Below are 19,612 nucleotides of genomic sequence, written 5' to 3'. Positions count from 1 at the left end.
TTTTTTTGTTGCACTATATTTTACAATTTATCATTTACAAATCTAATATTGCATATTCTGTGCGGTAGCCTATTTGCAGGATTTTTCCGTCTTTTTCTAAGATTGGACGCTTGATGAGCATACCATCGGTTGCTAGAAGCTCTGCGGCTTCTCCTGCGGACAATCCTGATAGTTTATCTTTCAAACCTAGCTCACGATATTTGAGTCCACTAGTGTTGAAGAAAGATTTGATGTTTAAATCAGAATTTTCCATCCAAGTTAGAATTTTCTCTTTACTCGGTGTTTCCTTGACAATGTCTACTGCTTCAAAGTCCAGACCCAAGTGGTTTAATTCAGCCTTAGCTTTGCGACAGGTCGAACATTTTGGATATTCAATAAATCGTAACATATCATTTCTCCATTTATATCATTTATCTAAAGCTTTCTCGCTAAGCTCTACGCCTTCATGCTCCAAAAGCCATATTTTCTTGTCTAATCCCCCAGCATAGCCAGTTAGTTGTCCTTGACTTCCTAGCACCCGATGACAAGGAACGATGATAGAAAAAGGATTTCTACCTACAGCACCGCCAACAGCCTGCGCAGAACGATTACCTAACTTCTTTGCTATCTGACCATAAGTAACTGTTTCTCCGTAAGGAATAGTTTGCAAATAAGCCCAGACCCGTTGTTGAAAATCTGTCCCAACAACAGCTAAAGGAAGACCCGAAAAGTCTGGATACTTTCCGCTAAAATAATCATCTAGCAAAAGACGAGTTCTTTTCAGAATATCATTTTCTACTGGCATCGTGGCCTTCTCTAAACCACGCTCAAAATATTTCTGCTTGAGAAACCAGGCTCCAATAAGCCCTGTCTCATCAGCAACTAAAGACATTTCTCCTAAAGGGGAAGTATAAATTTGTTTATAAAAAGTCATTTTTACTCACTGACTTGCTCATGATAACGAGCATATAATTCACTCTTATTCCAACCATATTTTTTAGCCACTTCTTTGATAGCTTGATTTTTCTTTGCTCCTGCTGCTACTAGAAAATCAATCTCTGCCAACAAATCCGCTTCTGACTGCTCAACCACTTCTTCGCTCGCTCCTTCCACAATCAGCAAGCATTCGCCCTTAAGCGGATTTTCTGAAATATGGTCTATCACTTCGGAAATCAAGCCACGTTGGTATTCCTCATAAATCTTAGTCAATTCCCGTACCAGAACAACGGAGCGATTTCCATAAATACTAAGCATATTTTCTAAAGTAGCCTTAACCCGATGAGGAGATTCGTAAAAAATCTGTGTCTCTGGATAGGCTTTTTTATTAGAAAAAAACTCTTTTTGCCGACCAGCCTTGCGTGGCAAAAATCCATAAAAAATATGAGGTTGCGGAGCAAGACCACTAGCTATCAAAGCTGAAATACCTGCGCTGGGACCAGGTACAGTCACTACTGCGATTTCCTCAGCAATAGCAGCTTTGACTAAATCATGCCCTGGATCCGAAATGCTAGGCAAGCCGGCATCCGAAACCTGCGCAATATCCTGACCACTTTTCAGCAAACGAATCAAATCAGGGATTTTTTCTTTGGCATTATGCTCATGAAAGCTAATCTGCTTCGTAGCAATGTCAAAATGCTTGAGCAACAGACCAGTATTTCTGGTATCTTCTGCTGCAATGAAATCGACTTCTTTCAGAGTATTTACCATACGGATACTCATATCGTCCATATTCCCAATCGGAGTTGCCACCAGATAGAGCTTCCCATAAGGAGACTGACCCTTAAAACTTTTTTGAATCTGCATGCTTACTCCCTAAAAAGTAATTCATCACAAAACATACATTCTGCATCATTTTCACGGCGTTGCCCATAAAAATCTGTGCACACATGAAAACCATCTTCATAGAGTTTGCGCAAATTATCCCGGTTTCTTTTTGTTTTTGGTGTTGCTGCGTGCTCTACCTGTCCTAATCGCTCTCTTAATTTATCATTTTCCAAGCGCAGCGCTACATTTTCTTCCACCACGCTTTTCAGATTTTTCTTAATCGCTTCTACTTCTGCTAAAGTAACAAGCAGATTTTGAGAAAATTCATCAAGAGCATCAAATAATTCTTTTTTATTCATCCTCACTACCATTTCCCTGTGCCAACGTAGCACATCATTCTCTTTCTTGTAACACCATATATTCTAGTGCATTTTGAAGACTAACATTGGCTTGCCACATTTTTCTTGCTGTAAATATACCTTCTAAATAGAAGCGTCCCCACGTTGTTTGCATTTCTTTTGCAAAGAGAAGCTCTAAGAGCTTCAAAGCCTGTTCTTGCTTTTCCTTATCAACTGCCAGACTAGCCAACTTCGCAACCTGCAAATAAGCAGTTTCTTTCCGGTTTAAGCAAAGCGATGCAAAACGATCACATTCTGCTGCCAAGTCAAAAAAAGCTGGACTAGCTGCCAAACGTAGGGCTTCTTCTTCTGTTTGACTATAAGCAGTTAACAATTCTGCTTGTGTCTTTATCAGCCCAGCCTGCTCCAATTTTTCAAGCAAATAGGCTTGATTTTTTGGAAAATGAAATAGCTGCGCTCGGCTTTTAATCGTGGACAAAATAAGATTTTCATCCGCTGTCAACAAGAAAATATACACTTCACTTTGCGGCTCTTCAATGACCTTCAACAGCGAATTAGCTGCATTGACATGCATCTTGTCCGCATCACAAATGATAAACACTTGCTTGCTGCTTTCAAATCCAGACTGCGAAAAATTGCGTACCAATTCTCGAACTCGCTCTGTCTTGATAATCTGATTGACAGGTCGAACAACCGTCACATCTGAAAAATCTTCTTCTTCTATCAACCGACAATTTCGACATTCTCCACAAGGAAGAACGCCATTTTTATTGGTGCAAAACAAGCTCTGTGCCAAACATTGAGCCATTTCAAAACTGCCGAAAGCCCCTGTAAACAGATAAGCATGATTCAGCCGATGTTGCTGTAAAATGTGCTCAAAACGCTCAAACAAAACTGGCTGCAACTGAGCTATTTCTTCTATTTTCATCTTAAACTCTCAACTCGTTCTGCCAATACTGCTAAAGTATCTGCAACGACCTTTTCTAATGGCTGACTAGCATCAATCTTTCTCACACGATTTGGCTCTTTTTCAAGAATAGACAAATACCCCTCACGCACGCGCCGATGCCATTCCACACTTTCACGATCCAAGCGGTCCGCACCACGCTCTTTGCTCTTAGCAATACGAGCCAAGCCTTCCTCTGCTTCAATATCAAAATAAAGGGTCAAATCTGGCTTCAAACCGTCGGTCGCAAAATCATTCAGCCAATCAATATCAGCCACCTTCAAGCCTCGACCAAAACCTTGATACGCCACCGAACTATCAATAAAGCGATCCACCAGCACCATTTCACCACGATCTAAAGCAGGTAAAATACGTTCCACCAAATGTTGCCTACGACTGGCAATATAGAGGAGCAATTCCGTTTTTTCATCGATTTCCGTATGCTTCGGATCTAAAACAACATCGCGAATCTTCTCCGCAACTGCCACTCCACCAGGCTCACGCGTAGTGACAAACGCCTGCCCTTTTGCTTCTAAAATCGGAATCAAGGCTTCTAAAACACTTGATTTTCCTGCACCGTCTGGTCCCTCTAAAGAGATGAATATTCCTTTTGCCATACTAACTCATTTCTTCCTTTTTCTCCTTTCTATTTTAACAAAAAACTCCAGAAAAATCATTGCCAGAAAAAGTTTAAAAAAATTTTTTCAAAATGATACATAAGTTTTCAAGATTTGATACAATAGAATGTACAGAAATTATTAGGAGGTTATTATGTCTAAGTTTAAAAACTATCTAACGATTATTCTAGGAGCTGGAATTTTTGCTTTTGCAATCAATTATCTGATTATTCCGAATCATTTGTATGAGGGAGGCGCAACTGGTGTGACCCTCATTACATACTATCTTTTTAAGATTCCTGTTTCACTGATGAATCTCATCATCAACATTCCTCTTTTCATTATTGCTTGGAAAATTTTTGGATCGCGGCTTTTGTACTCTAGTATCTTAGGGACTTTTGCCGTTTCTGCTTGGCTGGCGGTCTTTGAAAAAATCCCTTTCGTGATTAACCTTGAAGGCGACCTCGTGATTGTGACGCTTCTGACAGGGATTATTGCTGGCGTTGGACTAGGAATTGTTTTCAATGCCGGTGGTACGACTGGCGGTACCGATATTATTGCTCGAATCGCTAACAAGTATACGAATATCTCCATGGGAAAATTGATGTTTACTGTAGACTTCTGCGTCCTTATTTTCGTTATACTTGTTTTTAAAGATGTTCGCTTAGTGACTTATACCTTGATTTTTGTCTTTATCGCTTCACGAGTAATTGACTTGATTGGTGAAGGCGGTTATGCCGGCAAGGGCTTCATGGTTATCACTAGCCATCCAGAAGAATTAGCAAAGAAAATTGACGAAGATCTCGGTCGTGGAATTACTTTTATCAATGGACAAGGCTACTACAGCGAGAATGATCTGAAACTCATTTACTGCGTTGTTGGACGAAACGAAATGCAATCCATGAAAAAAGTTATTCATAGCGTCGATCCACATGCCTTTATTACCATTACAGATGCCCATGAAATCCTTGGTGAAGGCTTTACCTTAGATGTCAATAAGCAACCTATTCAGAAATAATCTTGCTCCCATTATAAAAAACGCATGATCACAGTTAAAAGACTGCTCTCATGCGTTTTTGTTATTTTATAATGCTTTTGCTGACGTACGGGTAATGTCTTCTACCTGAATACCTTTGTCTTCAAATTTCGCTTTTAAAGCCGGCAAATCCACATTGCCATCAATTTGAACTTCAATGATAACCTTGCCATCTTTGCGTGGAATATTAACAGCGTTAGAGATGTTGAGATTTTCTTCGACAATCAAATGCACTATCTTCTCCAACACACCGACTTCATCTTCTGTAATGAAACGCACGCGAATACCTTCTTCACCATAGCCAGCAATTTCAAGAAAGGCTCTGAAAACATCACGATCTGTAATGACGCCGTATACTTGCTGGTTGTCCACCACTGGCAAAATGCCAATTTTATTTTTCAGCATCAAGTAAGTAGCATCTTCCAAACTAGCAAATTGTGATACCGTCACCACATCACGAATCATGACATCTTTAATTTTGGTCTTGTTTAGCAAATAATTCATCTCATAGATAGACAAGCTGGTCGCTTTTGAAGGACTTGCTTCGGCAATCGTTCCTTCAGTCACCAAACCGACCAATTGGTCATTTTCAATAACAGGAAGCCGGTGCAATCCTTGCTCCCGCATAATATCCGCCGCATGCGCTACCGTCGTGTCTGGACTAATGTACACTACTTTTCGTGTCATAAAATCTTTAACTGCCATGGGAATCTCCTTTATCTTTGATCTTTCAGTTCTATTATACTGTATTTTCTAGTTTATTTCAAACGCTTTCAATCTACTTACCTATGTTTTCAAGAATATTATTAGTGAATAAAAAAGAAGTAGAAAACCACTTCTTTCTCCTTTTTTCACCCACCGAGATAAGCCTTGCGGACTTCATCGGAAGCGAGCAATTCTTTTCCTGTGCCAGACAAGACAATATTTCCTGTTTCTAAAACATAGCCACGGTCGGCAATTGAGAGGGCTTTGTTAGCATTTTGCTCAATCAATAGAACAGTTGTGCCTTGTTTTTGAATATCTTGAATAATATCAAAAATTTCTTGAATGAAGAGAGGAGCCAGTCCCATTGAAGGCTCATCTAAAAGCAGGAGTTTGGGCGTAGACATGAGAGCTCGCCCCATAGCAAGCATCTGCTGCTCACCTCCCGAAAGAGTTGCAGCATCTTGATTTTTACGTTCTTCTAAACGCGGAAAACGTGAAAAAACTTTCTTTAGATTCGCTTGATTTTCATCACGATTTGTTTTTAGAAAAGCACCCATTTCCAGATTTTCCATAACGGTCAAGCCTGGAAATACATGACGTCCTTCAGGTACCTGAGAAAGGCCTGCTGCTACAATTTTCTGAGCAGGGACTTTTTGAATTTCATTTCCTAAAAACTCGATTTTTCCTGCACTTGGACGAACCAGTCCTGAAATGGTCCGAAGAATCGTCGTTTTTCCAGCACCATTGGCACCGATGAGAGAAACAACTTCGCCCTCATTGACTTCAAAGCTGACATCTCGGACAGCCTGAATCATGCCATAATGGACGGAAAGATTTTCAACTTTTAGCATAGACATTAGGCTTCACCTCCCAGATAGGCTTCGATAACACGCTTATCATTTTTGATCTCGTCAGGAGTTCCGTGTGCGATCAAACGACCATACTCCAATACATAAATTCGTTCCGTCACTTCCATGACTAAACTCATGTCATGCTCAATCAGCATGATTGTGATTTGGAATTTATTTTTTATGCGACGAATTAACTCTGTCAATTCTGCTGTTTCCTGTGGATTCATTCCCGCAGCAGGCTCATCAAGAAAGAGAATTTTTGGTTCTGTTGCTAGAGCACGCACAATTTCCAAACGACGTTGTTGACCGTAAGCTAAATTCTTAGCAAGTGTTTCTGCTTCACCGTCTAGGTCAAAGATTTTTAGTAATTCCAGAGCTTTCTCACGCAATTCTGCTTCATTTTTATAGAAAGCTGGCAAACGAAAGAAGCTAGCAAAAACATGTGCTTTGTGGTGATTTCCCAAAGCAATCAAGACATTCTCTAAGACTGTCAAATCTTTAAACAATCGAATATTTTGGAATGTCCGACTGAGCCCTAAAGAAGCAATCTTATAAGGAGCCTTGCCATTGAGCAAATGCCCATCCAAGGTCACGCTTCCTTCACTTGGCTCATAAACACCGGTCAGTAAATTAAATAAAGTTGTTTTTCCTGCACCATTTGGACCAATGAGACCGACTAATTCGCCCTCATTTAGCTCCAAGGTCACATCGCCAACAGCAGTCAGCCCGCCGAAATTTTTTGTTAGATTTTTTACATCAAGAAGCGCCATTAGTTTACCTCCTTATCTTTTTTAAAGAAGCGTGAGAGGCTTAATTCCCATGTACCAAGAAGTCCACCTGGTCGGAAAATCATCACTAAAATCAAAGCAAGAGAGTAGATAATCATACGAATACTTGCCACATTTTGTAGCACCATGTTTAAGATACCTAAGAGAATTGCTGCAACAATAGTACCAGTCATCGAACCAAGACCACCAAATACCACAATAATCAAGACATTGATACTATTGATAAAAGTATAATCTTTCGGCACAACAGAGCCAATAAATCCTGCTTGGAGTGAGCCTGCGATACTAGCTGTCATCGCTCCAAAAACAAAGGCAATGACTTTGATTTTAGTGGTATTGACCCCCACAGATTCTGCTGCAATTTCATCTTCACGAACTGACAAGGTTGCTCGTCCAATTGGGCTGCGCAAGAAATTGATGGTTAAAATAGTTGTGATAACTACAAAGAAATACACCATTTGCCAATTGGTAAAAGCAGGAATACCCAAGATACCTGCGGCTCCGTTGGTCAAATCGCCTCCATTGATGATTAAAATCCGAATGATTTCAGAAACCCCAAGCGTGGCAATTGCTAGATAATCGCCCTTCAAACGAAGAGTAGGAATCCCGACAATCAAAGCGACTGCTCCTGCAATCAATGCCCCTAACACCATAGCCGCAAAAAAGGCAGGATAGGTAGCAGATTTCGAACCAATAATTGCAGCTGCATAAGCACCAATTGCCATGAAGCCAGCATGCCCCAGAGAAAATTGACCAGAAAAGCCGACAATCAAATTCAACCCTACTGCTAAAATAATGTTAATACCGATTTGCTGTAAGATTTGCAAGTAAAAATCATTCAAAACTCCAGCGCTGACAAGGAGAGTCAGCAAACCGTAACCAGCAAGAAGGAGCACAAACCATAGAATATTTACTTTTACATTCTTTTTCATCGCTTACACCTTCTCTTTCACATTCTTACCAAGAATACCTGCAGGACGGACAAGTAAAATCAAGATTAAGATACCGTACACAATCGCATCGCGGAAATCTGACATACCAAAAGCTGTCGCAAAGGTTTCTAATAGACCAATGACAAAGCCCCCCAGTGCTGCTCCGGGGATAATACCAATCCCACCAAGTACTGCTGCGACAAATGATTTCAGCCCTGGTGTCATTCCCATCAAAGGCTCAAGGGAATTATAATAAAGCGCGATGAGTACACCTGCTGCTCCTGCCAAAGCAGAACCTAAAGCAAAAGTGAAACTAATTGTACGATTGACATTGATTCCCATTAGCTGCGCTGCATCACTATCAACAGAAACTGCCCGCATGGCTTTTCCCATTTTAGTTTTTTGAACGATAACCTGCAGCAATACCATTAAAATCAAGGAAATGACCAAAATCATCAATTGGATATTTGTGAGACTAATCGGACCAAAATTATAACGAACCGTTTCAATCACTTGTGGGAACGAACGAGTATTGGCCCCCACAAAATAGACCATCACATATTCCAAGAAAAATGAAACACCAATCGCAGTAATCAAAGCTGCAATCCGAGTCGAATTTCTCAGTGGACGATACGCCAGAAACTCGACCAGCACACCTAAAATTGCCGTCCCAATCATTGCCAAAATCAAGGCAAGGAAAAAATTAAGATGAAGAGAGTTAATCAGGAAATAGCCCATAAAAGCGCCCATCATATAAATATCTCCATGAGCGAAGTTGATAAGCTTGATAATCCCATAAACCATGGTATAGCCGAGAGCGAGCAAAGCATAGACACTCCCTAAAATTAGACCATTAACAAGTTGTTGGAGCATGGCCACCACACTTTCTAATTATAGTATAGAAGAAAGAACTATGTGATCGTTCACATTTTCTTATCTATTGTGAAAAAAGAGCGAGTCAAGTCATCATTTCAAAAAAATTGATTTTTCTCACTCATCTATTCTAAGTTTGAGTAAATGAGACCTTTAAACCTTTTAAGTCTCATTTCACGGTTGACTGATTTTTAACAGCTTAAAACATATCTAACAATCAATCACTATGTCTTACAAACCTTAATGAAACATATTTTTAAGACTAAGACTTTTATCCCGCCTCTTTTCTTTTAACCCGTATAAAGAGAAGTAACTATCTACGATGTTCACCATAAATAGTTACTCTTTTATACACTATAAAATATATTTTAAGCAATCCTGCAAATGATTATGGCTTAACTGTTTCAGCTGCTGTGACCTTCCCATTGTTCATGGTCATCATAAAGGCTGTTTTAACAGTATTATGATTCTTGTCAAAGCTGGTATCACCTGTTACACCTTCAAAATTCTTTGTCTTAGCAAGGTTGTCTTTGATGTCAACAGATGTTTTCGCACCTTTGGCAGCATTGGCAACAAGATAAACAGAGTCGTATGCTAACGCTGCAAATGTTGAAGGTTCTTCATTGTTGTATTTAGCCTTGTAAGCTTCTAGGAATTTCTTAGCTTTCGCTGAGACATCAACTGTCGAAGAAAAACCTGAGATGTAGTATATATTTGAGGCTTTGGCTGGAGTTGCTTGTTGGACAAATTCCTCACCATTAAAGCCATCACCACCAACGATTGGCTTATCAATTCCCATACCACGCGCTTGGTTGACAATTTTACCAGCTTCCGTATAATAACCAGGAATGATAATCGCATCAAAATCTTTTCCCTTCATCTTGGTAAGTGCTGCTTGAAAATCTGTATCACCAGCGACAAACTTTTCATCTGCAACAATCTCACCTTTGTAGGCATTACGGAAAGCTTTTGCGATACCTTTGGCATAATCACTTGAGTTATCTGTATAAAGCACAACTTTTTTCGCTTTTAACTTTTCTGTCACATATTTAGAAATGATTTTCCCTTGGAAACTGTCTTGGAAAGTTCCGATGAATAAGTATTCTTGATTTTTCGTCAAACCGTCTTGTGTCGCACTAGGTGAAATCAAAGGCACACCTGCTTTTGTCGCATTGGGAACTGCCGCTGCTGTTGCACCAGAAGTTGCAGGTCCTACGACTGCATTTACTTTTGATTGGGTTACCAAGTTAGTCGTGACAGAAGCTGCTTCTGCTGTTTCAGATTTATTATCCTTGTCAACAACTTCAAGTTTCTTGCCATCAATACCACCAGCTTTGTTGATTTCATCAACAGCCAGTTGGGCACCTTTTTGTTCGGCTGTTCCATAAGCTGCTGTTGCACCAGTTTCTTCAAAGTTGAATCCGATTTTAATAGTCTTATCAGCAACTTTTGTACCAGTTGTATTGGAGCCACCTGACTTTACTTCCCCACAAGCGGCAAGAAGGGCAACACTTGCAAGGGCAACAAATGATAGAGCAAATTTTTTCTTCATATTCTTATCTCCTCGTTCCGAAATGATATGTTTAGAATATATCGAATTATCTGACAATTGTCAAGTGGTAAATGAGATTTTTTTATATGTTTACGTTTTCTTTATCTCTAAACAAGTTTCCAACAAAGTCTGTGTCCAATTCTTGAATGTGACAAACCCGTACTTGTTTGACATATTTTTCTTTAGATAACTTTTGCATCGTCTCTTCTACTTGCTCTGTCGGAACATACAACTGGAGGTAACGATGCTTTTTAGAATGGTAGACAATATCGCCAATAGTTTCTATTTTTTTCACATCTCGATTGTAATACAAATACACAATCAAACCTGTTCGTTCTTCTTTTTTAAACATGAATTTTCTTTCTAATTTAATTTTATCATTTATAAGTATATCAAAAAAATGCCCATCAGAGGACATTTTTCGTACAGTAATAAACAAATGATTAGTTTAAATTATTATTTGCCATGATTTCATCAATGAAACCATAATCCAAGGTTTCTTGAGCACTCATCCAATAATCGCGTTCTGCGTCTTTATGTACTTGCTTAATGGTTTTCCCTGAATTATCCGCAAGGATTTTCTCCAAGTTATTTCGGGTTTTCAGCAAATGCTCAGCCGCAATCGCCATATCGGTTTGTTGCGTACCGCTACCAGTTCCGCCCATTGGTTGGTGAATCAGGTATTCTGCATTCGGCAACATGAAGCGCTTGCCTTTAGCACCACTTGAAGCAATAATGGTTCCCATGGAAGCAGCCATCCCCATGACAATTGTTTGGACATCTGATTTGATGAAGTTCATGGTATCAACAATCGCTAGACCAGCTGATACGGAACCGCCTGGCGTATTGATGTAAAGATAAATATCTTTGGTATTATCCTGCGCATCAAGAAAAAGTAATTGCGCAATAATGGAATTAGCCATATTGTCCTCAACAGGACCCGTCAGCATAATAATGCGATCTTTTAATAAGCGTGAGTAAATATCGTAGGAACGTTCTCCACGGCTTGTTTGTTCAATAACTACAGGAATCATTGTATTCTCCTTTTCATCTGATATTTTAATCTGACTAACAATTTTTAGTGAGATTTTTCAAATATGAGACTATTATAGCCTTTTGGTCAAAAAAGGTCAAACATAAAACTCATTATTTTGTACCAAAAAGACGATCTCCTGCATCTCCCAATCCTGGAACGATATAGCCGTTTTCATTCAAATGATCATCAAGGGCTGCTGTAAAGATTTCCACGTCTGGGTGAGCTTCTTGTAAAGCTTTCACACCTTCTGGCGCTGAAACAAGGCAGACAAATTTAATATTGTGTGCTCCGCGTTTTTTCAATGAATCAATGGCTAAAATAGCTGAACCACCTGTCGCCAGCATGGGATCTACCACAAAGATTTGACGTTGGCTAATGTCTTCTGGTAACTTCACAAGGTACTCAACTGGTTTTAGGGTTTTTTCGTCGCGATACATGCCAATATGTCCGACTTTAGCAGCTGGCACAAGGCTCAAAAGACCGTCCACCATACCGATACCTGCACGTAAAATTGGGACAATAGCTAATTTTTTACCAGCCAATTGTTTTTGAACCGTCTTTGTAATGGGCGTTTCAATTTCCACATCTTCTAATGGTAAGTCACGTAAAACTTCATAGCCCATCAGCATAGCAATTTCATTTACTAACTCACGAAAAGCCTTAGTAGAGGTATCTGTGCGACGTAGGATAGACAATTTATGCTGAATGAGCGGATGTGCGATCACTTGAAATTTTTCCATGATTGGTTTTCCTTCTTTCAATTTATTCTTCTTATTATATCAAAAAAACATAAAAAAGGCTCGTGACAAACAAGCCTTTTCAAAGATTGTCAATTGCTTACAACCATTCATGGTATTTCTTAATATAAAGATGCTTCACAAACGTAACACTTGCCATATACAAAATCATGACAAGGATTAAGAATAAGAAATAAGTACCGTTTAATGGAGCCACTTTTAAAAGCGTAGCAAAAGGACCATAGGGCAATAAGGTTACAAAGAACACGGCTGCTAGCGTTGTCATAACTACAGACAAAGCCGGTCTGCTTTGAATAAACGGCAGTTTAGGTGAGCGCAGCATGTAGATAACCATGGTTTGCGTCCACATGGACTCAATAAACCAACCTGTTTGGAAAATGGTGATGAACTCACTAGACATCCCATGATGATAAACAGAACCTGTCATCATCGGTGCAATGATAAAGAACAAAATCAAGAAGGTCATACAGTCAAAAATAGAACTGATTGGACCAATCCAAGCCATGAAGCGCGTGATGGATTTGGCACTCCAAATGCGCGGTTTTTGCAAAAATTCACGGTCGACATTGTCAAATGGTAAAGCGATACATGAAATATCATACACCAAATTTAACACAATCAGATGAATCGGTGCCATAGGCAAAAATGGTAGGAAAATACTTGAAATCAACAAGGAAAAGATATTCCCGAAGTTGGAACTGACTGTCATCTTGATATATTTGGTCATATTAGCATAGACTTTTCGACCTTCTACCAAGCCTTTTTCAAGCACCAACAAGTCCTTATCTAATAGGATAACATCAGCTGTTTCTTTGGCAATATCGACAGCTGTATCAACTGAAATCCCTACATCAGCTACTTTCATAGAAGGTGCATCATTGATGCCGTCTCCCATATAACCAACCTTGTGCCCATTTGCTTTCAGCTGCAAAATGATACGCGCTTTTTGGTCGGGAGATAATTTCGCAAAAACAGTTGTGGTTTCAACAACTTTGCTCAATTCGTCATCCGACATCGTTTCAATCACAGAACCAAGTAGGATATGTTCTGCATCTAACCCAACTTTCTCACAGACCGCTTCTGTGACTTTTTCATTGTCACCTGTCAAAATTTTGGTGGCAACACCATATTCTGCTAAAGCCTTGATAGCAGGCGCTGCAGAAGGTTTTGGCGGGTCAAGAAAGGCAAGATACCCTGTCAAAATCATGTCTGACTCATCTTCTACTGTGTATTCATAGTCAGCATCTAAGTCTGAGCGATAGCTGACGCCCAGCACACGCAATCCTTGTTCATTTAACTGTGCAACTTCTGCTAAAATTTCTTGGCGAATCTCTTCTGTCAAAGGAAGGATTTCCCCTTTGTCTTCGACATAATTTGAAATAGACAGCATTTCCTCCAGAGCACCTTTTGTCACCATGCTGACGACATTCTCATCATCTCGAACCAACACACTCATGCGACGACGCTCAAAGTCAAAAGGCAATTCATCAATCTTCTTAAAAGTTTGGTCCAAGTTACGAACGATTTCGTGCTTTTCTGCTTCTTTTTCCGTCCGATTGATAATAGCACGATCCATCAGATTTTTTAGCCCTGTTTGATAATACGAATTAAGATAAGCTCTGCGAAGAACGGCTAAATCAAGCTCTCCATGAATATCAAGCGGATATTCCAAAACGATCTCATCTTGTGTCAGCGTTCCTGTTTTATCCGTACAAAGAATATCAATCGCTCCCAAATCTTGAATAGCATTAAGTTTCTTGATAACAACTTTTTCTTTTGCCATAAGAATGGAACCCTTAGCCAAGCTCGCAGTGATGACCATAGGTAACATTTCTGGTGTCAAACCAACACCGACACTAAGTGCAAATACACCAGCCTCTAGCCAATCCCCGTCTGTCAGACCATTGATAAGAAAGACAATGGGTACAAGTACCAACATGAGACGAATGAGCAACCATGAAATGCTGTTCATTTCCCGCTCAAATGAAGTTGGTTCATCATAAGTATTGAGCGTTTGCTCAATAGCACCCATCTTGGTATCATCTCCAACGACCAGAACAAGGGCAATGGCACGACCAGAAATCACATTGGTTCCCATAAAGCCAAGGGCTTCAGATTCAAGCAAGCTATCTGCCTCTTTTTCCTCACATTTATCCAGCGCCATTTTTTCAACAGCATCACTTTCGCCTGTCAAGCCTGACTGTTGCACGAAGAAGTCGCGCGAATCCAAGATTAGCACATCTGCTGGCAACATATCTCCTGCACTCAAGCGAATAATGTCTCCTACCACTAATTCTGTAATTGGAATTTCCTGTTCTTTTCCCTCACGAACGACTGTCACTGTATTGACAATCATACGTGAAAGATTGCTGGCTGCTTTGTCGCTCCGCAATTCTTGCACAAAGCGAATACTACCAGACAACAAGACAAGGACAACAATGATGATAAATGTCGTCGGATCTTCTTGCCCAGGCTTTGCCAGCCAAACATTGGTCACCAAGGATACCAATGCAATGAGTAAGAGAATGACGGTAAAAGGATTGATAATGGATTCATAAATTTTTTTAAAAATTGAATCTTCTTGCCCTTTAGTCAATTCATTTTCACCATATAAGTCGCGATTTTCTTCAACTTGCTCTTCTGTCAGTCCTGCTCTGGAAGTGTTGAAAAAAGTCATCGTATCCCCTACAGACATATGAAGAGCATTTGTTAATCTTTCTTTTGCTGTTTTCACTGATTTTCTCCTCTATCTAAGACGCATCCAAGCAATAAAATAACTGCACACAGCTTTTTGCTCAGGTGTCGTTCATTTGCTAGAGTCGATTCCAAAAGGAGCATGAGGAATGCTCAGATATGGCAATCGACTGATTTTCTGTTGACTCGGGTGATCATCATTTGGCATATTCCTCACTCCTTTCCCTTACGGTTTCCTTTTTTAAAAAAATCAGTTCAAAACAATAAAATCCTACCATGAAAAACATGGCAGGACTGTATGTCTTGTGTTACCGTTCAAGCTTTAACTCCGTAGGGCAATGAAATGACATTAGTCAAAACCTTAGCGATCTCAACTGCTAACCAGCGCATAGTGTCTCCACTACTTTGCGGTAGTCATCCGTATCCCTATGGTAGCCTCACCTACCGATTTTTCATACTAACTATACTCCTCTTAAGAACGATTGTCAACCCAAAATGGCTGTTTCTGAAAATTTCTTTTCATTCTTATTGTGGCAAACAACGCACGATTCTCTTGCAAATCTCTTCTACTAAGAGTTTTGGTGTTGCAATATTTAATCTTGCATGCAACTCCCCCTCTTTTCCATAGTCACTTCCTCGATTGAGAATGACTTTGGCTTGGTCATGCAACAAAGTAAAAAGTTCATCATCTGTCAAACCATAATCGCTAAAATCAAGCCAAATTAGATAAGTTCCTTGTGGTTTCATAACTTTTAACCGCGGAGCTTCTTTGGCAAAATAATCCACCGCAAATTGAATATTTTCTTCTAAAACAGCTTTTAATGCCACCAACCAAGGTTTGCCATAGCGATAGGCCGTTTCTGTCGCAATATAACCTAAACTTGACACTTCATGGTGGTTATTGGCAAGCTGCTGACGTTTAAACCGTGCACGCAATGCAGGATTTTCAATAACAGCATAGGAATTTTTAGTCCCTGCAATATTAAAGGTCTTGGTAGCGCTAGAAAGTACCAGAGCAAAGTCTTTAAAATCCGGTGAAACAGTATTAAAGGAAACATGCTCATGACCAAACAAGGTCAAATCTTGATGAATCTCATCTGATACCAAGATAACCTGGTGTTTTTGACAAAGATGACCGATTCTTTCCAAAACCTCTCTTTCCCAAACACGTCCTCCGGGATTGTGCGGACTGCAAAGAAGATACAATTTCACATTATTTTCGACAATCTCTTTTTCTAACTTCTCAAAGTCAATCTGAAATAGACCATTTTCTTCTTTGAGAGAATTAGATACCAATTTTCGATTGTTTAAGCGAATACTACGAGCAAAAGGTGGATAAACAGGAGAATTGATTAGAACAGCGTCTCCCTCTTTGGTAAAGGCTTGAATCGCAAGAGAAATAGCTGGCACAACACCTTCTACAAAAACGATATCTTCCTTATCAAACGAATACCGATGTTCGCTCTTTTCCCAATCCAACACCGCTTGGAGTAGCTCATCACTCGCATAAGTATAGCCATAAACCAACTGCTCTGCATAGTCATGAATCGCATTTTTTACTTCCGGCATGACCTCAAAGTCCATATCTGCAATCCATGCTGGCAGCAATTGAGGATCTGTCTCTGTCTCTTTCCACTTATAAGTGTGATGAGACAAGCGATTCGGTGCTGTTTGAAAATTGTATTTGCTCATATTATACCTCCAAAGCAAATTTTAAATCTGTGATCAAGTCTTGGCTGTCTTCGATTCCAATGGACAATCGCAATAAGTCATCTGTTAAACCGTAGGATTTCCGCACTTCTGCTGGAATATCTGCGTGTGTCTGAGTCGCAGGATAGGTAATCAAACTTTCTACTCCCCCCAAGCTTTCTGCAAAGGTAAAGACTTTTAACGTATTTAGCAAATGTGGAATAACTGCTTCATTTTTGACTTTAAAGGAAATCATGCCGCCTTTTCCCGGATAGAGAACCTCTTTTACTGCTGGCGAATCTTTCAAGAAAGCTGCTACAGCTTGTGCGTTTTTTGTTGAACGCTCCATACGTAGAGACAAAGTTTTCAAACCTCGAAGCAAGAGATAACTATCAAATGGAGATAAGACAGCTCCTGTCGTATTGAGATTGTAGAATAGATTCTTATAAAGCTCTTTGTCACTCGTCATAAGGGCACCAGCCAGAACGTCATTATGTCCTCCTAAGTACTTGGTCGCCGAATGAAGAACTAGGTCAGCACCATTTTCCAAAGGACGTTGATAGATTGGAGTATAAAATGTGTTATCTACAATAACCTTTGCACCTTTTGCATGAGCTTTTTCTGCAATAGCCGCAATATCAAACTCAAGCATTAACGGATTCGTCGGGGTTTCCAGATACACCACATCTATATCCTCTGTTAAAGCCGCAAGTAATTCTTCTTCCGTATTTGCATATGTAAAGTGAAAGCGCCCTTCTTGCTCCACTTGATGAAACCAGCGAAAAGAACCGCCATAAAGGTCACGAACTGCTAGAACCTTGCTTCCAACTGGAAAAACACTAAAAGCCAAAACAATGGCGCTCATTCCTGAGCTCGTAGCTAATGCATAATCCGCATGCTCAATGGCTGCTAACGTCTTTTCCAAGCTGCTTCGCGTTGGGTTTTTCGTGCGCGTATAGTCATATCCAGTGGATTTTCCAAATTCTGGATGCTGATAGGTCGTTGAAAAATGCAAAGGAGTTGTCAATGCACCTGTTGCTTCATCTGTTTTAATACCAGCATGAGCTAAAAGAGTATCTAATTGTAATTTTTTATCCATAATAAGCTCCATAAGATCGAAATAGAATCAATCAACCTTTATTATTCTAAGTGATTCTATTGTAACATCTTACGAAAATACTGTGTTTTGTTCTTTTCAAGAGCTAGATATAGTTTTAAACTATACTGACTATTCAAAAAATTATAGAACTTGATTGCAAGAATAGCTATTTTCATTATAGCTTAATTTTTATAATTTTTCTACAACATTAAAAAGCCTTGCAGCCTTTTAATGAATATGAAATTTTTGACGTAAGGTTTGAGCTTTCTCACCAATAAAGCGGTCTAACAAACGGACTCGCAAAGCCATTGCTCCATAAATAGCGATGCCCAAGCCACCGATGATAACCAAATAAAGCATACTCGAAATGCGTCCACTTGGATGAAAAACAAAGCCAAGTACGACTTCCACAATGGCAATCAAAAGAGCCATAACTGCTGTTAAAATCCCAATCAACAAACTCCGTTTGAAGAGAATGGTTTGATTGAGTCCAGTTACTTGACGAATGTGTTGGTACATCAGAATGATTGGAACGATGAGTCCAATTGTCGTTGCCAGAAGCGGTCCATAGGCTCTAAACAGATAAATAAATGGAATTTGCAAAATGAGCTTAACAAGAACTCCATAACCAAAATAGATAATCGCTTTACGATTTTGAAAAAGCGCCTGAATCATTGGCGACAAGACAGTATAGACGCCAAGAATAATCGTCTGTAACATAGCAAAAATGAAGAGTCCTAAGGCTAAACTATCTGGTCGTCCGTAGAAAATCGTGTACAAAGGACGGGCTACTAAGACAGAACCAATCGTTGCTGGTAAAAGAAACAGCAGTAACATACTCAAATTATCTTGAACTAAGCGCGCAGCCGCCTTTAAATCACCTTTGACATAGTTTTCTGTCAGCAAGGGAATCCCCACACCGCCGATCGAAGTTGCTACTGCAATCAAAATCATGGTAATCTTATTTGGATTAGCAGAGAAATAACTGAACATAACCACCAGCTGAGAATTGCTATAATTGGTGAACCATTTCATCGTATTGATAAATGTCATCTGGTCAATGATTTGGAAAAGCTGAATAGCAGAACCCGTGATGATAAAAGGAATGGCTTCACGAATCGTATCCACCAGCAAAGCACGGCTGTTGATTTCAGCACTATTAGCCGGTTTGTGTAAGATAGATGTCAAGAGATTGGTCTTCCAAAGAAAATAAACCAAAACCGCCATACTAGCAAACATACCGACAAAGGCTGCAAAAGTAGATTGGGTCACTGCAGCAACATAATCTTTAGTGCCCAATTTCATAATGAAGAATGTTGCAAGCAACATCCAAATCACACGAATGACTTGTTCAGCAATCTGGCTCATGGCATACGGTTTTAAATTGTTAAAACCTTGGAAAAATCCACGAATGACACTCATGGCTGGAAATACTAGCACAGCCCACGACAAACTTTGCATGACCGGAATCAGCTCTTTCCCAACTCCTGATACACGCGCAAAGAACGGTGATAAAAGATACATCACAACTGCAAAAATGACCCCCAACAAGAGCATGAATTTCAAAAATTCACGAATGAGAGTAAAACTATGATCTTTTTGATCCATCGTATTGTACTTGGCGACTTGCTTGGCGACTGCAACTGGAACTCCTGCCGTAGAAATCAGAAGAAACCAAGCATAAATATTGTAGCCCATAGTAAACAATCCATTGGCTTCTGCACCGTGTTTCCCCATCCAGATATACCAAGGAATGATATAAATTGCCCCTAAAAAGCGGCTGATAAAGTTACTAGCTGTCAGCCAAGCTGTTCCTAGCAGCATTTGTTTTTGTTGATTTGTTGTTTGTTGGTCCATACATAACCTCTAAAAATAGTCTCATCTTATTATAAACTTTTCCTTTCCGCTTGTAAAACCTCGCCATTAAGTTTACA

20 protein-coding genes and 1 riboswitch are annotated in these 19,612 nt (G+C 39.7%); of the genes, 1 reads left to right on the top strand and 19 read right to left on the bottom strand.

All coding sequences use genetic code 11. The features are described 5' to 3' along the window. Window positions 1–34 precede the first annotated feature (34 nt). The 6 genes from HMPREF2984_RS07760 to tmk are packed head-to-tail and all read right to left on the bottom strand — an operon-like array spanning window position 35 to window position 3,665. A complete protein-coding gene (locus HMPREF2984_RS07760; protein ID WP_049533461.1) occupies window positions 35–388 on the bottom strand; it encodes an arsenate reductase family protein in 354 nt (117 codons plus the stop codon). Between the two features lie 18 nt (window positions 389–406). Further along, window positions 407–913, bottom strand: coding sequence for a methylated-DNA--[protein]-cysteine S-methyltransferase (locus HMPREF2984_RS07755; protein ID WP_003043140.1), 507 nt, complete (start codon window positions 911–913; stop codon window positions 407–409). 2 nt (window positions 914–915) lie between these two features. Then, entirely contained in the window at window positions 916–1,782 is an 867-nt protein-coding gene (rsmI, locus tag HMPREF2984_RS07750) for a 16S rRNA (cytidine(1402)-2'-O)-methyltransferase (RefSeq protein ID WP_070671005.1), read from the bottom strand. 2 nt (window positions 1,783–1,784) lie between these two features. Continuing rightward, a complete protein-coding gene (gene yabA, locus HMPREF2984_RS07745) occupies window positions 1,785–2,102 on the bottom strand; it encodes a DNA replication initiation control protein YabA (protein ID WP_049508256.1) in 318 nt (105 codons plus the stop codon). 34 nt (window positions 2,103–2,136) lie between these two features. Beyond that, complete coding sequence (locus HMPREF2984_RS07740) at window positions 2,137–3,030, bottom strand: DNA polymerase III subunit delta' (protein ID WP_070671003.1); 894 nt, start codon at window positions 3,028–3,030, stop codon at window positions 2,137–2,139. Then, a complete protein-coding gene (tmk, locus tag HMPREF2984_RS07735; protein WP_003028324.1) occupies window positions 3,027–3,665 on the bottom strand; it encodes a dTMP kinase in 639 nt (212 codons plus the stop codon). The genes HMPREF2984_RS07740 and tmk overlap by 4 nt, the downstream gene beginning before the upstream one ends. Window positions 3,666–3,819: 154 nt before the next feature. Between tmk and HMPREF2984_RS07730 the strand changes: the two genes are divergently transcribed. Next, window positions 3,820–4,683 carry a YitT family protein gene (locus HMPREF2984_RS07730; RefSeq protein WP_059221034.1) on the top strand — a complete coding sequence of 288 codons (864 nt, stop codon included), beginning with the start codon at window positions 3,820–3,822 and terminating at the stop codon, window positions 4,681–4,683. Window positions 4,684–4,749: 66 nt separating this feature from the next. Here HMPREF2984_RS07730 and HMPREF2984_RS07725 read toward each other — a convergent pair whose 3' ends face one another. The 13 genes from HMPREF2984_RS07725 to HMPREF2984_RS07665 form a co-directional block, all read right to left on the bottom strand. After that, window positions 4,750–5,406, bottom strand: coding sequence for a CBS domain-containing protein (locus HMPREF2984_RS07725; RefSeq protein WP_003025613.1), 657 nt, complete (start codon window positions 5,404–5,406; stop codon window positions 4,750–4,752). A gap of 146 nt (window positions 5,407–5,552) precedes the next feature. Then, window positions 5,553–6,263, bottom strand: a complete 711-nt coding sequence (locus tag HMPREF2984_RS07720; RefSeq protein WP_049533463.1) for an ABC transporter ATP-binding protein — start codon at window positions 6,261–6,263, stop codon at window positions 5,553–5,555. After that, on the bottom strand, window positions 6,263–7,027 hold the full coding sequence (locus tag HMPREF2984_RS07715) for an ABC transporter ATP-binding protein (protein ID WP_049533464.1): 765 nt from the start codon (window positions 7,025–7,027) through the stop codon (window positions 6,263–6,265). Before HMPREF2984_RS07715 ends, HMPREF2984_RS07720 begins: the two co-directional genes overlap by 1 nt. Beyond that, a complete protein-coding gene (locus HMPREF2984_RS07710) occupies window positions 7,027–7,977 on the bottom strand; it encodes a branched-chain amino acid ABC transporter permease (RefSeq protein ID WP_049533465.1) in 951 nt (316 codons plus the stop codon). Before HMPREF2984_RS07710 ends, HMPREF2984_RS07715 begins: the two co-directional genes overlap by 1 nt. 3 nt (window positions 7,978–7,980) lie before the next feature. After that, window positions 7,981–8,850, bottom strand: a complete 870-nt coding sequence (locus HMPREF2984_RS07705) for a branched-chain amino acid ABC transporter permease (protein ID WP_070671001.1) — start codon at window positions 8,848–8,850, stop codon at window positions 7,981–7,983. Between the two features lie 388 nt (window positions 8,851–9,238). After that, a complete protein-coding gene (locus HMPREF2984_RS07700; RefSeq protein ID WP_003028331.1) occupies window positions 9,239–10,402 on the bottom strand; it encodes an ABC transporter substrate-binding protein in 1,164 nt (387 codons plus the stop codon). 82 nt (window positions 10,403–10,484) lie between these two features. Further along, window positions 10,485–10,754: a YlbG family protein gene (locus HMPREF2984_RS07695; RefSeq protein ID WP_022525177.1), complete on the bottom strand. Its 270-nt coding sequence runs from the start codon at window positions 10,752–10,754 to the stop codon at window positions 10,485–10,487. Between the two features lie 91 nt (window positions 10,755–10,845). Next, window positions 10,846–11,460, bottom strand: a complete 615-nt coding sequence (locus HMPREF2984_RS07690; RefSeq protein WP_223349572.1) for an ATP-dependent Clp protease proteolytic subunit — start codon at window positions 11,458–11,460, stop codon at window positions 10,846–10,848. 88 nt (window positions 11,461–11,548) lie between these two features. Then, window positions 11,549–12,178 carry a uracil phosphoribosyltransferase gene (gene upp, locus HMPREF2984_RS07685; RefSeq protein WP_070671011.1) on the bottom strand — a complete coding sequence of 210 codons (630 nt, stop codon included), beginning with the start codon at window positions 12,176–12,178 and terminating at the stop codon, window positions 11,549–11,551. A gap of 97 nt (window positions 12,179–12,275) precedes the next feature. Continuing rightward, on the bottom strand, window positions 12,276–14,930 hold the full coding sequence (gene mgtA / locus HMPREF2984_RS07680) for a magnesium-translocating P-type ATPase (RefSeq protein ID WP_070670999.1): 2,655 nt from the start codon (window positions 14,928–14,930) through the stop codon (window positions 12,276–12,278). Between the two features lie 263 nt (window positions 14,931–15,193). Further along, a riboswitch (M-box (ykoK) riboswitch) is annotated at window positions 15,194–15,346 on the bottom strand. A gap of 69 nt (window positions 15,347–15,415) precedes the next feature. Further along, window positions 15,416–16,582 (bottom strand): MalY/PatB family protein, encoded by a 1,167-nt coding sequence (locus HMPREF2984_RS07675; protein ID WP_070670997.1) that lies wholly within the window; start codon window positions 16,580–16,582, stop codon window positions 15,416–15,418. A gap of 1 nt (window position 16,583) precedes the next feature. Further along, complete coding sequence (locus HMPREF2984_RS07670) at window positions 16,584–17,678, bottom strand: cystathionine gamma-synthase (protein ID WP_070670995.1); 1,095 nt, start codon at window positions 17,676–17,678, stop codon at window positions 16,584–16,586. 228 nt (window positions 17,679–17,906) lie between these two features. Continuing rightward, window positions 17,907–19,535, bottom strand: a complete 1,629-nt coding sequence (locus HMPREF2984_RS07665) for a putative polysaccharide biosynthesis protein (protein WP_003043362.1) — start codon at window positions 19,533–19,535, stop codon at window positions 17,907–17,909. Window positions 19,536–19,612: the final 77 nt, after the last annotated feature.

This window comes from Streptococcus sp. HMSC066E07 (assembly GCF_001814695.1).
GTDB lineage: Bacteria > Bacillota > Bacilli > Lactobacillales > Streptococcaceae > Streptococcus > Streptococcus hominis.
Note: the sequence above shows the minus strand (reverse complement) of the source record. Positions and strands in the feature narration are given on the sequence as shown.